The sequence below is a fragment of the Streptomyces sp. NPDC058470 genome (genome assembly GCF_042721055.1).
Classification (GTDB): Bacteria; Actinomycetota; Actinomycetes; order Streptomycetales; family Streptomycetaceae; genus Streptomyces.
Map to the genome: position 1 here is coordinate 133,223 of NZ_JBHXMF010000014.1, position 14,131 is coordinate 147,353.

The following is a 14,131-nucleotide window of genomic DNA, read 5'->3' on the forward strand; positions in this document are numbered from 1 at the left end:
CCCTGCCTAGGGGGCCGCTCTTTAGTCTGACCCTGTCAAGACCATTGCGGGGAAACGTGAATCAGATGCAGGGCCAGCTCCTCGCGGGCCGCTACCGGCTTGTCGAAACCATCGGCAGCGGTGGCATGGGCCGAGTGTGGCGCGCACATGACGAGGTGCTGCACCGTGTGGTCGCGGTCAAGGAGTTGACGGCCGCACTGTACGTCGCCGAGAGCGACCGGGCTCCGATGATCGCCCGGACGCGCGCCGAGGCGCGGGCCGCCGCGCGGATCAACCATGCGGCCGTCGTCACCGTTCATGACGTCCTGGAGCATGACAACAGACCGTGGATCGTCATGGAGTTGGTCGAGGGCAACTCGCTTGCCGACGAGGTCAAGGAACAGGGGCGCGTCGAACCGGCCGAGGTGGCGCGGATCGGGCTGTGGGTACTGCGCGCGCTGCGGGCCGCGCATGCCGCCGGTGTGCTGCACCGCGACGTAAAGCCGGGAAACGTCCTCCTCGCCGCCGACCGGCGCGTACTGCTCACCGACTTCGGGATCGCGCAGGTCGAGGGCGATACGACCATCACGCGCACCGGCGAGATCGTCGGCTCGGTCGACTATCTGGCTCCCGAGCGGGTGCGCGGCTACGAATTCGGTCCGTCCTCCGACCTGTGGGCGCTGGGCGCGACCCTGTACACGGCGGTGGAGGGCAGGTCGGCCTTCCGGCGCACCACGCCGCTGACCACCATGCGGGCCGTCGTGGAGGACGAGCCCGAACCGTCCGCGTACGCCGGTCCGTTGGGGCCCGTGATCACCGCGCTGCTCCGTAAGGACCCCGCCCTGCGGCCCGGTGCGGAGGAAACCGAGCAGATGCTCGCCGAGGTGGCGGAGGGTCGTCGGCCGGGCGAGGCGCAGGCGTATGTGCCGACGCAACATCTGGTAGCCGGGGCGGATGTGGATCATCCCTACCGTGGTGACACTGGGGACCATGGCGCGTCCGCACAGGACGCCAATGGTCATGGCTCCAATGGACATGGCTCCAATGGATACGGCTCCAATGGACATGGCGTGAGCGCACATGTCTCGTCGTCTCATGTCCCGGCCGGGACCGAGGACCCGGACTTTCTGCTGGCCGGGCCCGCTCTGGCCGCTCCTGCCGCCCCGGCCGTCCCCGGGAAACCGCACCGGGTCCGTACCATCGCCCTTGTCCTCGTACTGGCAGTGCTGGTCGGCGCCGGTGCTGCCGCGGTGATCAAGTACGCCGGCGACTGGCGCTCGGGCGCGGACGCGGTCACCCGTACCGAGGAACAGGGCGGTACGGGGCAGTCGGGCGCCGCCACCAGCCCACAGGCCAGTGAGGGCGCGCAGCAGCCGACCGGTGCCGTGCCCGACAACTGGGTACGCGTCGACGACGTCGAGGGCTTCAGCCTCGCCGTCCCCAAGGGCTGGAAGCGGCAGGCCAACGGCAGTCAGGTCGACTACACACCCGACGACGGCGATCACTTCGTACGCATCGCCCTGGACGACTCACCGGACTTCGAGAACCCGTACATGCACCAGCTCGACCTGGAGGAGCAGTTGACGAAGCTGGTCGACTACCACCGGGTGAGTCTGGACTCCAACACCTTCCGCGACTGCGACGGCGCGCTGTGGGACTTCACCTGGACCGCGCTGGCCGAGCAGACGGAGTTCCCGGGGCCGCGCCGTGCCATAGAGCAGACGTATCTCGCCCGTGACGGCGTCGAGTACGCGATCTACATGTCCGCGCCGGCCGCGGACTGGGACACGGCGCGCGAGCAGTTCGACGCGATGCTGAGGAGCTGGCGACCCAAGGCCTGACAGCGACGCCTGGCAGCCGGTGCCCGACATCGTTGTCTGGAAGCGATGTCTGGAAGCGATGCCTGATAGCAACGTCTGACAGTGACTCGGGACAGCAGGGCCGGATACCGGCCACGGCAGCTCGCTGTCCCGGAGGGCCGGGCTCCGTTGCGGCATGATGGGACGCATGGGGACCGAGGGGGACAACGTCCGTGCGATCGCCGGCCGGTACCGGCTGGAGGCCAGAATCGGGCGGGGCGGCATGGGTGTCGTCTGGCGCGCGACCGACCAACTGCTCGGCCGTGACGTCGCGGTCAAGGAAATCGCCCTCGACACCACGCTCTCCGCGGAAGAGGCCCGCCAACAGCGCGACCGCACCCTGCGCGAGGCCCGCGCCGTCGCGCAGCTGCAGCACCCGCACATCATCGTCGTGCACGACGTGGTCGAGGACGACGAACGCCCTTACATCGTCATGGAGTTGATCGAGGGAGGCTCGCTCGCCGAGCGGATCTCCGCGGGTGGCCCCGTGGACGCGCGCGAGGCCGCCCGCATCGGCATCGGCCTCCTCGGCGCGCTGCGCCGCGCGCACGACGCGGGTGTCCTGCACCGGGACCTCAAGCCCGCCAACGTACTGATCGCGGACGACGGCCGGGTCGTCCTCACCGACTTCGGTATCGCCCAGGTCGCGGGCGCGACGACGCTCACCGAGAGCGGGGCGTTCGTCGGTTCGCCGGAGTACACCGCGCCCGAGCGGATGTCCGGGGTCAGGACGGGCCCCGAGTCCGACCTGTGGTCGCTCGGCGTGCTGCTGTGCACCGTCCTGAGCGGTGAATCGCCCTTCCACCGCGACTCGTTGGGTGGCATCCTGCACGCGGTCGTCGTCGACGAGATCCGGCCGCCGGCCCAGGCCGCGCCCCTGCTTCCCGTCGTACGGGGGCTGCTTGAGCGCGATCCCGAGCAGCGGCTCGACGCGGCGGAGGCGGAGCGGATGCTGCGCGCGTTCCGGGACACGGGACGGACGCCGCCGGTCACGGCCGGATACACGCCCACCCAGCGGGACATACCGACGAGGACGCCCCCCTCTGCCCCGCCATCCTTGTCGCCTCCCGGGGCGCCGCGCTCCACCCGGAGCATCCTTGTCGCCGCCGCGCTGGTCGCGGCCATGGTCGGGGCGGGGGTGTCGGCGGCATCGTTGCTGATGAACGACGGTCGGGGTGGGGGTGGTACGCCGACACCTTCGAGCGCGACGAGCGCGACGAGCGCGACGAGTACGAGCACAACGACGAGTACGGCGAGTGCGGGCAGTACGGCTGGTACGTCGACGACCGGGGCGCCGGGGGCGTCCGCGAGTGCGTCGGCCTCCAGTCCGCCTGCCGGTCCGGCCGCCGTCCGCAAGGTGCCCCCGGGATACCGGTTCGCGCAGGATCCGAGCGGGTTCGCGCTCGCTGTACCAGACGACTTCACCCGGGAACCGGAGGGGGAGCGGGTCTTCTACGTGTCGCCGGGGCGGACCTTCCGCCTCGGCATCAAGGTGGCCGACCCCGAACCGGGCGGCCCGCTCGCGGTGATGCGGCGCGGGGACGCCAAGGGGCCCGCCACGAACCCGGGTTACCGCGATGCCGCCGTCACCTCGGCCACGCACGGTGGACGGCCCGCCGCGTTCTGGGAGTTCACCTGGAACGGGTTCACCGAGACGGAGGGCGCGCGGCACACGTACGACCTGTGCTGGGAGGAGGGCGGCCGGATGTACGACGTGTGGGTGTCGGCGCCGGTCGGGAGGGCGACGGAGGGGAAGGAGTACCTGGACGTGGCGGTGGACTCGTTCGTGGTCTCGTAGTGCTGTAGCTGTGTAGCTCCGTAGTGCCGTGGCTCCGTAGTTCCGTAGTTCCGTAGCGCCGTGTTGGAGAGGGGCTTCCCTCGTACCGGATAAAGCGGAGATAAAGGGCGGCTCGCGTCACGGGTCTGTGACTGGAAAGCGGCGGGGCTGGAAGCCGAAGCGCTTGCCGCGATATGGATGGACTCATGAGCAATAACGGGGGAGTTTCCTACGGGGCCGATGAGCCAACGAGTTTCGGTCTGCACCCGCCGCGACCGGGTGTGCCCTACCCCGGTAACCCGTACGCCGCGCCGACCCAGCAGGTGGAACAGCCCCAGCAGGAGCAGCCGGAGCCGGGTGTGGGGCGTCTCGTCGCGGGCCGCTACCGGCTGCTCGCCAAGCTCGGCCACGGGGGCATGGGCACGGTCTGGCGGGCCAAGGACGAGACGGTGGACCGCGAGGTCGCCGTCAAGGAGCCTCGGGTTCCGGACCATCTTCCCGAGCGTGAACGCGGCAACGTCTTCGAGCGGATGCGCCGGGAGGCGCGTGCGGCGGCCCGGCTCGACCATCCGTCGGTCGTGAACGTCCACGATGTCGCGGTGGTGGACGGACAGCCCTGGATCGTCATGGAGTTGGTGCAGGGGCGTTCGCTGGGCGACGCTCTTCAGGAGGGCACGCTCGGTGTCCGCGAGGCGGCGCGCATCGGCCTTGAGGTACTCGGTGCGCTGGAGGCCGCGCACGCGGCGGGCATTTTGCACCGGGACGTGAAGCCGGACAACGTCCTGCTCGGCCGGCACGGCCGCGTCGTTCTCACCGACTTCGGCATCGCCCAGATCGAGGGCGAGACCAGCCTGACGGACGTGGGTGGCTTCGTCGGATCGCCCGAGTACATCGCGCCGGAGCGGGTGTTGGGGCAGCGCCCGGGCCCGGCGAGTGACCTCTGGTCCCTGGGCGTCGTGCTCTACGCGGCCACCGAGGGCGTCTCGCCCTTCCGCCGCAGCAACACCCCGGCGACCCTTCAGTCCGTTCTCAACTCCACGCCCGCGGCGCCTGCTTCGGCCGGCGGTCCGCTCGCCGAGACGATCAACGGGCTGCTGGACAAGGAGCCCTCTCGACGTCCGGACGCGCCCCGGGTCCGCCAGCTCCTGGAGGAGGCCGCCAAGCCGCCCGCTCCGGCGCCGACGCAGGTCGTGCAGATCGCGGCCCCGGAGGGAGGCAGGGGGATCCGTGTCGGCCGCAAGACCCTGATCGGACTGGGTGCGGTGATCGTCGCCGCGGCCGTGGCCGCGTACCTGGTGGTCGCTGACCCGTTCGCGGGCCCGCTGCCGGACGACTGGAAGACCCGGGCACACCCGAAGCTGGGCGTGACGCTGGCGGTCCCCGCGAACTACCAGGTGACCAGGCCGGCCGCCGACGACACGGACAAGAACTGGGTCACGTACTCCGACTGGAGCGGCAGCATCTGGGTCGGCCTGACCCTCGCGAAGAAGTCCGAGGACACCGGTGGTCAGATCAGCCCGTCCGCCGCCGCCGAAATGTACGACGACGACGGTGAGTTCAAGGAGAGCGGCGCGTACGAGCTCGACATGCCCGAGGGTCCTGGGACGTCCCCGAAGGAGACTCAGTACCAAGGCGGAAAGTCCGCCGAGAACACGGTGACCTACGCGACCACCGACAGCCAGAACCCCCGCCCCCGCGAGCTCAAGATCTTCTACTACAAGTCGAAGGCGGGCGACATGTACAAGCTCACGATCAGCTATCCCGGCAAGGGCGACTTCACGGCACGCGGCCGTGAAGTCGCCAGGACGGCGATCGCGAACCTGGACATCGACAAGCTGTGAGGAAGGGTGCGGGCCCGGCTGGTTCGGGGCTCAGCTGAGCTTGGCGGCCTGGGCTGTGATGATCTCGGCCGGGACGTCGTAGTCGTCGGCTCCTGCCTCGCCGGCGAGGGCGGCCAGGTTCAACGAGTAGTAGGTGGCGATCGTGCTGCCATGGCGTACGACCTCGCCCTTCACCACGGCCTTGTCGCCCTCCGCCTCGACGGTCACCGCGAACGCGACCGATTCATCGCCGCTTCCGGAGGCCTTCTCGGACGCGACCTTCGTGAACTTCTCGGTATCGCCGTCCGCCGCGGCGGTGAACCCGCTCGCGCAGCCCTCGACCGCGTCGGAGACCGAGGTAAAGGCCTCCTGGGCGCCCTCACCCTCGTACGAGGAGAGCGAGACGATCGTCGCCGTGCTGCTGAAGGCATCGGTGAGCGCGTCCATCGCGTCCTGGAGCTCCTCGTCCGTCACATCGTCCAGGCTCTTGGTGGAAGATGCGCTCGGCTTGACCTCCTCGGTGGCCGGTATGACCTGGCGGTTGAGGTACGCGGTCGAGTCGCCGGGCGCGAACCCGGTGAGGACGTACGCGATCGGCGCGCACTTCTCGTCGACGACCTTGACCTCCTCCTTGGAGGAGGCGAACGCCTCGGAGTCCGTGGCCGACGTGACCTCGTAGCCGTCGATGTCGCCCGCGGCGACGATCACCTTCGCCAACTCGCCGCTGCTCAGCGCCTTCACGGCGGCCGTCGTCTCCTTGGCACCGGCGGCCTTGCCCCCGTCGCCGGAGTCGGATCCACCGTCCGAGCAGCCGGTGGCCAGAGCGAGCGACAGCACCGACGCGGCCGCTGCGACGCCGGTACGGGGCAGCGCGAATCTCTTCATGTTCGAGGGGGTCCCTTTGGTGTGTGCCGTGTGTGCCGTGTGTTCTTTGTGTGCTGGTGGTGCAGCTGGACTATGTGGGCGCAGTAAAGGGGAAGTCAAGTGACAGGGGCACTTGCGCCCGAGTTGGGGTGATCCGCACCTCACGGCTTCAGTCGGCTGACGAGGGCCTTCACGAGGTTGGTCCGCGCGACCACCATCGCGAACTGCTTGCCGCTGTCCGGGGCCGGCTTCGTGTACCAAGGCCGGCCTTGGCGACGCCACTTGGCCGGAGGCAGGTTCCGGGGGAGCGCCGGAAGGGGTACGGACCAGTCCGCGAGGCGGAGTTCACCGCTCCATGTGCCGGCGGACAGGGCAGTGACCGGCACCCGCGCCGTGAAGGTGTCGCCGTCGTCGGCGGTCCGGCGGACGGGGAACGCGGCGGTCTCCCCCTGACCGTTGGACAGACTCACCACGAGTGCACCGTCCGGGTACGCGGCGAGCGTGCACCGTCCGGTGAACTCCAGCTCGGTGGGCGCATCGGCGGCCCAGCGGACACCGCCGGGACGGAGGTGTGGCGGCACGCGGTGGCCGTTCTCGCCGAGGTCGAGCGTGAAGTTGCCGTGCGGCTTCGTGGTGTACAGGGCGACTGCGCGTGCCCCCTGTTCGGTGTCCACGACACGCGTGCTTGCCCGGCCGGACACACTGTCGGCCCGCTTGCTGCCGATGCGCACCTCGCGGCTCAGCCCCTGGGCCCCGACAGCGAGGGAGATGTCCCAGAACCCGTCACCCAACGGCTTGCCGTCAGCGGCCGTCGTGACGTCGACGGTGCATTCGAACCCGGCCTTGTCGTACGTGTACTGCCCCTGGTCCTCGTCGCTGCCGAGGCCGGGGGTGGCGGTGTGCGCGACCGGCAGCACGTACTCCGTCCCGTCGGCGCGTTCCCGCAGGACGAGCCGGGTACTGACGTCTTCCGTCGCGACGCGGTGGACGTACGCGTGCCCGGCCAGGTGCAGTGTGCTGCCGTGCATTTCGGCGCGGGTGACGTGGTGACGCGGGCCGAGCTCGGAGGTGACGTCGTAGCAGTCGTCGGGGACGGAGTGGTCGGTGTCACGGAAGTAGGGGAACCGGGCGTAGGCGCGGCCGGTGTCGACGACCACAGGAGTGGTCACCTCGCTCTTGGCCGATTCCTCCTCGAACCTGACGAGTTCGAGGATCTCGTCGAGCATCCGGTGCCGCACCAGGTGCAGCCGGAGCCGGGTCAGGGCCGACAGCCGGTCGCCCAGTCCTTCGTGCCACAGAGGCTCGATGATCCCGGCGAGCTGGTCCAGAGCCTTCTGCTGCGTCTCGCGGGGTTCGAACGGCAGGTGCTCGACGAGGAAGTGCCGCACATCGGCGGTCAGATGCCGGACCGCGAGATGGTCGCGTCCCGGGCCTGGCGGCACGTTCTCGACGATCAGGTCGATCACGCGCGGGAGGAAACGCAGCCCGAGCTCCGAGTCCGAGGTGCGCCGGGTGATGTTGCCCTCGTCCTCCCTCAGCACCCAGAACAGGCAGTCGTAGTCGGCGACCACTGAGATCCCCGAGGCATGCAGGTACGCGGCACCCACGAACAGCTGGTCCTCGCCGATGGACAGATCGGCCGGGAACCGCAGGCCGTGCCGCTCGATCAGCTCCCGGCGGAACAGCTTCATGGGGTTGAGCGTCCAGTACACGCGGGACGAGAAGACGTCCGTGCGCGGTTCGTTGCGCCGGAACATCGACTTCGGTGCGTTCCGGCCCCCCACGCCCACCATTTTTCCGAGCACCACGTCAGTGGCGTTCTTCTCGGCCATGGCCACCATGCGCTCCAGCGCCTCGGGCCCCAGGTAGTCGTCGGCGTCCAGGAAGAACACGAACTCCCCACGCGCGAGATCGAGTCCCACGTTGCGTGGCACGGAGGGACCACCGGAGTTCTCCTGGTGCTCAACGTGCAGCAACTCGGGGTACACGTCGGCCAGTCGGTCAAGTTCGGCCGAGGTCCCGTCCGTCGAGCCGTCGTCGACGACGATGACTTCCAGCTGGTCCTGGCCGATACTTTGCTCAGCAACTGAGGAAATGCACCGTGTGATATAGGGCATCGCATTGTATGCGGCAATAATCACCGAAACAGTTGGCGTAGCCATCTTCACGTTCTCCAAGAATACGGGGCACTCCCGTTTCTCGGATTGGCATTCGGGGCGAATGCGCTCGCCATGGTCGGGCTATGCGCGCTGACTGTCTTGTGAAGATACCGTGACTTGCCTATGTATTCAAGGTGGATCCGATGTAGGGCCTGGTCAAGGCGGTGAATCAAGCCACATCCTCCTGACCGTTTTGCCTGCTTTCTTAGGTATGAGGGTCGTTCTGCCTCGCGGTGAACGGTAAAGGTGGAAGTGTTCGAGGCTGTGAAGTTTCTGTGGATTGAGCTTCCGGGATAAAGGCTTGACATGCTTTATAAATTTCATATTCAGTATGCATTCAAAACATTCACACAGCGGACACAGCGGTGTCCGATCAAACGGGGACAAGGGGTGGGGTGTGCGTACGCGTACACGGCTGACCAGGACACTGGTCGCGCTAGTAAGCGTTTGCGGTATGGCAGGGGTGATGGTTTCGCTGGGCTCGACCCAGGCGGTGGCCGCTAGCTGTACGGCGGGTACGGCGAATGACTTCAACGGTGACGGAGTCGCCGACACGGCCATCGGCGACCCGAACGCCACCGTGAACGGAGTCAAGGGGGCCGGCCTTGTCCGCGTCGTGTTCGGCGGCGGCAAGGGGGTATCCGAGATCTCCCAGGCGACCAGCGGCATGGGTGGGGCGCCCGAGGCCAATGATCACTTCGGCTTCTCTCGCGCGGCCTACGACGCCAACGGTGACGGCTGCACGGACCTCGTGGTCGGTGCCCCGAACGAGGACCTTGCCAGGGACGGGATTCAGCAGGTCGACGCCGGAGCGATCTACGTGATCTACGGCACGCCCACCGGTATCGGTGCGGGGTCCACGATCAAGGGCTACTCCCAGAACGCGCTGGACTCCACGTCGACCATCGAGGCGTACGACTGGTTCGGCTACGCGGTGAAGGCCGGTGAGACCGCGACCGGCGCGCCCTACCTTGTGGTTGGCGTGCCCGGTGAGGGCGTTTCCGTGGACGGCACCCCGTATGCGGGCGCCGGCATCATCGAGTACGTCCAGGGCACGACCGTGGTGTCGGTGAAACAGAACGACGTGGGCGTGCCCGGCGTCGTTGAGGCGAACGACCGCTTCGGCTACTCGCTGGCCGGGACGAACCGTTACTTCGCGGTGGGTGCACCAGGTGAGGCGATCGGTACCGAGGAGTTCGCCGGTACTGTCATCGTCTTCAATCACACGCTGGCCGGCGGCCTGCCCACCCCGCTTGTGGGGTTCGACCAGAACGTCGCCGGAATCTCAGATGCAGCCGAGGCCGGTGACGGATTCGGCACCTCGCTGTCCGTGACGGGCTACCGGCCCAGCGACCAGACGTACAACTCGGACGTGCTGTTGGCGATCGGCATACCGGGCGAGGACGTCGGCGCGTCGGCCGACGCGGGTTCCGCAGTTGTCATCCGGGTCCAACCCTCGGGGGTGTACACGGAGACCAAATGGATCGAGGCAAGCATCAGTGGTGTCGACGGCGACCCGGCCGCCGGAGACTTCTTCGGCCAGCGGGTGACGATCGCCAACACCGACACCGCCGTCGTCACCACCAGCGCCACCGTCCGCCTTGCCGTCGGCATCCCCGGTAGGGACACCGCCTCGGTCAAGGACGCAGGTGCCGTCCAGATCTTCCGGCCGCTCGACGCCGCCATCGGCACGAACGACAAGATCCTCACCCGCGGATCAGGAGTTCCCGGCACCGCGGCTGCCCGCGACTACAACGGCATGGCCCTCCTCGCGGGGTCCACCTACCTCTACCTCGGTGTGCCCTACAGCAAGGCGTCCGACTCCGCCAAGGGCGTGCTGTACGCGCTGCGTTGGTCGGATATCGACGGGACGACCAATACCGGTAGCACCACCTACCTGCCCGGCACCGGTGGGCTGCCCGACGCGGGCGTGGCGTTCGGAACGGTCGGATGAGCGGCGGCCAGGGGAGAAGGAAGCACAGCACGATGAAGCTCCGCATGAGCGGCGGACGCCGTACCGTCGGCGTCGCCGCGGCCCTCGCGGCCCTGTTGACGACCGGAATGAGCGGCGCACCCGCCGTAGACCAAACCCTTGTCGACGCGGTCTCCAGCACGGGCGACACCGACGACAGCCCGGCGCTCACCCAGGACGCGGCGCAGGCCGAGGCCGCCAAGTCGGGCGACCCCGTCGAGATCCTGAGCCTGCGCGACGAGCGCAGCACCACGGTCGCCAACCCCGACGGAACCTTCACGGTCAAGGAGTACGTCCAGCCCGTCCGCACCCGCGTCGACGGTAAGTGGACAGCCATCGACACCACGTTGGTCAAGCAGAAGAACGGGTCGTACGCACCCAAGGCCGCGATCACCGCCATGTCCTTCTCCGGCGGCGGTGACACGACGTTCGCCGAGATCGAGAAGGACGGGCGCTCGCTCGCCCTCGACTGGTTGGACAAGCTGCCCAAGCCGAAGGTCGACGGCTCCACCGCCACGTACGCAAACGTCCTGGACGGGGTCGACCTCAAGGTCACCGCCAGCGCCGAGGGCTTCTCGCACGTGCTGGTGGTCAAGAACGCGCAGGCGGCGGCCAACCCGCAGCTGGCGACGATCGAACTGCCCGTGGATTCCTCCTCCGTCGAGCTGACGGAGGCCGAGGGTGGCGGCCTGACCGCCACCGATACCGGCGCCGGCGGCACGGTCTTCGAGGCGCCGCAGCCCCTGATGTGGGATTCCAGCCACGAGGGTGGGGAAGCGGACGGCGAGGCCGACGCTACGGCGCCACCCTCCCCAACGGCCGAGGCGAGCGCGGACACCGAGGCGGTGACGCCTCCTGACGGCGCCCAAGTCGCCGATGTAGCAGTCGACGTGACGGCCGACACCATGACGCTCACCCCGGACACCGCGCTGCTCACCGACGAGGACACGGTCTACCCGGTCTACATCGACCCCGTGGTCAAGACCGCGAGCCGCACCAGCTGGGCCATGGTGTCCTCGTACTGGTCATCCAACTCGTACTGGAAGTTCGACGACGACGAGGGCGTGGGGCACTGCCCGAACGACGTTTCGTACCGCTGCGCCAGCAGCAGTGACGTCAAGCGGCAGTTCTTCGCGATCCCGACCGCGACCTTCGAGGACAAGAACATCATCGAGGCCTCGTTCGCCGTGACGATGGTGCACACCTACAGCACCAGCGCACGCGAGGTGCAGCTCGCGCGCGTCAACAGCAGTGGCGCGAGTGCGATCAACTCGAAGACGAACTGGTCGAACCAGCCGTCCTCGAAGGCCACCGTCGACTCCAAGTCGCCCACGAACCCGGCGGGTTCGTGCACGTCGACCAACCAGAACGTGGTCTTCGACGCCACCAGCACCATCCAGAAGGCGGCCGACAGCGGCTGGGACACCACCACGTTCCGCCTCAAGGCGGGCAGCGAGTCCGACACGTCGTACTGGAAGCGCTTCTGCGGCAACGCTTATGTCTCGGTGAAGTACAACCGGCCGCCGCTACAGCCCGATACGGACCAACTGGAGATGACGCCCGGCGGCTCCTGCCAGTACGGCCAGGCCACCAAGCACTACGTAACCGAAGCGCCGCGCGTCGTCGCCGTCATCAAGGACTACGACCACAACGACGTCCAGGGCAACAGCGAGTCGCTGCAGGCGCAGTTCAAGGTCTGGTGGACGAACAGCTCCGGTGTCGAAGTCAGCCACACGGCGACGACCGGCAAGCTGAACACCACCGGCAAGGGGCAGACCGGTCAGGCCGTGTTCAAGTACACCATCGGCAGTGACGTCAGCGGCGACGGTGAGGCGGGCTTCTCCATCCCGTCGAACACCACTGTCGCCTGGGCGGTCCGCGGCTACGACCAGACCTCGTACGGTCCCTGGTCCATCGACGGTGACCAGACCCGCTGCGAGTTCATCTTCGACAGCACCAAGCCGAAGGCGTCCGTGGTCACCTCGGTTCTGTACCCGGATGACGACGCCTGGCACGCGGGCATCGGCGACTACGGCAACTTCACCATGGACTCGCCGTCGACCGACGTGACGAAGTATGAGTACTACTTCACCGGCCCGCACGCCGTGAACACGCCCGTGAAGGTGGCTGCCGAGTCCACCGGCGGCCCGGCGACCATCCGCTGGATGCCGCCGAGCGAAGGGCCGTACTTCCTGCACGTCAGGGCGATCGACGGTGCGGGCAATGCGCAATTGACAGCGACTACCCACCCTTTCCTGGTCAGCGACGGCCGAGCCCCGGTCGCGGGCTGGACGCTCGGTGACGCAAGGGGTGCCACGTCGGCGGCCGGCAGCAACGGCGCGTCCAACGCGGCGGCCGGTTCCGGTGTGACCTTCGGCGCCGGGGGCCCGCTCGGCTCCACCGACACCGCGGCCTCCTTCGACGGCACCGAGAACGCCTACCTGGATGCCAGTACCCCGGCCGTCGACACGAGCGGCACCTTCTCCGTGAGCGCCTGGGTGATGCTGCCCTCGCTGCCCACCGAGAACATGACGGTCGTCAGCCAGGACGGCACGTCCCAGCCCGGCTTCGAGCTCAGCTACGACGTGGATACGGCCTCGTGGATGTTCAGGATCCCGATCAGCGACATGGAGACACTCGGCACCTGGAAGGTCTCGGGAGCGGCCGCCGTCCCCGGCAGCTGGACCCACCTCATCGGCGTCTACGACGCAGAGCTGGGCAAAATGATGCTATACGTCAACGGCGCCCTGGTCGTCAACGACGTACAGGCGCGACACACCACCTGGAATGCCGCGGGCGGGGTGCAGATCGGCCGCAGGATCTCCCTCGACGGCTACATTCACAACCTCAAGGGCAGTGTCGCCGACGTCAAGCTGCACGACCGGGTGATCCCCGAGACCGAGGGTCAGGAGCTGGGCGGCATCCAGCCCCACCAGCTCGCCTACTGGCAGCTGGACGAGGCGACCGCCGGTCTCTCGCCGGAGACGGCTGGGGGCACCGGCCTGACGCTGGGCGGCGGGGCATCCATCTACGTCCCCGACGAGTCCTGCGACCTCGAGTTGGATCCGGACTGCGTGCCCCCAGCGCAACCCCTTTGGGGTGACGGCCACTTGGCGCTGAACGGCACGAATGCCTACGCGACCAGGACCGCGGGTCTGCTCTCGGCAGAGGACAGCTTTACGCTGACCGCTCGCGCACGGCTCGCCGCTGTGAACCCGAGTGTGAACGAGACGGTTCTTTCGCTGTCCGGCACGAACGGCAGCGCGATCACCGTGAAGTACCTGGCCGCCAGCGGCCGTTGGCAGTTGGTCGTGACGGGCTCCGACACGTCTGCTCCGGTCACCACCACGGTCCTCGACACCGGTGACCAGCCCAGTTCACAGGGCAACGGTGATCACCTGGCCCTCGTCTATAACGCGGTCTTCGGCAATGCACTCCTGTACGTCAACGGCGTCGCGGTGGCCGAAGCCCCCTGGGACAACACCTGGGACTTCAGCAAGACGGGCCTCCAGGTCGGACGGAGACTGACCGGTTCGACCCCGAGTGAGTACTTCTCCGGTGCTATCGACGAAGTACGCATGTACCAGGGGCCGTTGGACGCCTCGCTGGTGACACAGGTGGCGGTCATGCCGTCGGGCGCCAGCATCGACGAGACCTCTGCATAACCCACGGACGCGGGGGTGTGGGGGGGGGGGGGGGGG

General features: G+C 68.1%; 7 protein-coding genes. 5 read left to right on the top strand and 2 right to left on the bottom strand.

Going from position 1 to position 14,131, the window contains the following annotated elements; all coding sequences use genetic code 11:
• The first annotated feature begins 65 nt into the window (after positions 1–65).
• The 3 genes from ACFWP7_RS13170 (at position 66) to ACFWP7_RS13180 (ending at position 5,456) form a co-directional block, all read left to right on the top strand.
• Positions 66–1,820 (top strand): serine/threonine-protein kinase, encoded by a 1,755-nt coding sequence (locus ACFWP7_RS13170; protein WP_384380608.1) that lies wholly within the window; start codon positions 66–68, stop codon positions 1,818–1,820.
• A gap of 166 nt (positions 1,821–1,986) precedes the next feature.
• Positions 1,987–3,636 carry a serine/threonine-protein kinase gene (locus ACFWP7_RS13175; RefSeq protein ID WP_384380579.1) on the top strand — a complete coding sequence of 550 codons (1,650 nt, stop codon included), beginning with the start codon at positions 1,987–1,989 and terminating at the stop codon, positions 3,634–3,636.
• A gap of 185 nt (positions 3,637–3,821) precedes the next feature.
• Positions 3,822–5,456, top strand: coding sequence for a serine/threonine-protein kinase (locus ACFWP7_RS13180; protein ID WP_384380582.1), 1,635 nt, complete (start codon positions 3,822–3,824; stop codon positions 5,454–5,456).
• Between the two features lie 30 nt (positions 5,457–5,486).
• Here ACFWP7_RS13180 and ACFWP7_RS13185 read toward each other — a convergent pair whose 3' ends face one another.
• Both ACFWP7_RS13185 and ACFWP7_RS13190 read right to left on the bottom strand, forming a co-directional pair.
• A complete protein-coding gene (locus ACFWP7_RS13185) occupies positions 5,487–6,320 on the bottom strand; it encodes a hypothetical protein (RefSeq protein WP_384380585.1) in 834 nt (277 codons plus the stop codon).
• Positions 6,321–6,460: 140 nt separating this feature from the next.
• Positions 6,461–8,461: a glycosyltransferase family 2 protein gene (locus tag ACFWP7_RS13190; protein ID WP_384380610.1), complete on the bottom strand. Its 2,001-nt coding sequence runs from the start codon at positions 8,459–8,461 to the stop codon at positions 6,461–6,463.
• Positions 8,462–8,912: 451 nt separating this feature from the next.
• Here ACFWP7_RS13190 and ACFWP7_RS13195 point away from each other — a divergent pair, with 451 nt between their 5' ends.
• Positions 8,913–10,412: an integrin alpha gene (locus ACFWP7_RS13195; protein WP_384380588.1), complete on the top strand. Its 1,500-nt coding sequence runs from the start codon at positions 8,913–8,915 to the stop codon at positions 10,410–10,412.
• Between the two features lie 32 nt (positions 10,413–10,444).
• Positions 10,445–14,095, top strand: coding sequence for a LamG-like jellyroll fold domain-containing protein (locus tag ACFWP7_RS13200; protein ID WP_384380591.1), 3,651 nt, complete (start codon positions 10,445–10,447; stop codon positions 14,093–14,095).
• The last annotated feature ends 36 nt before the right edge of the window (positions 14,096–14,131 follow it).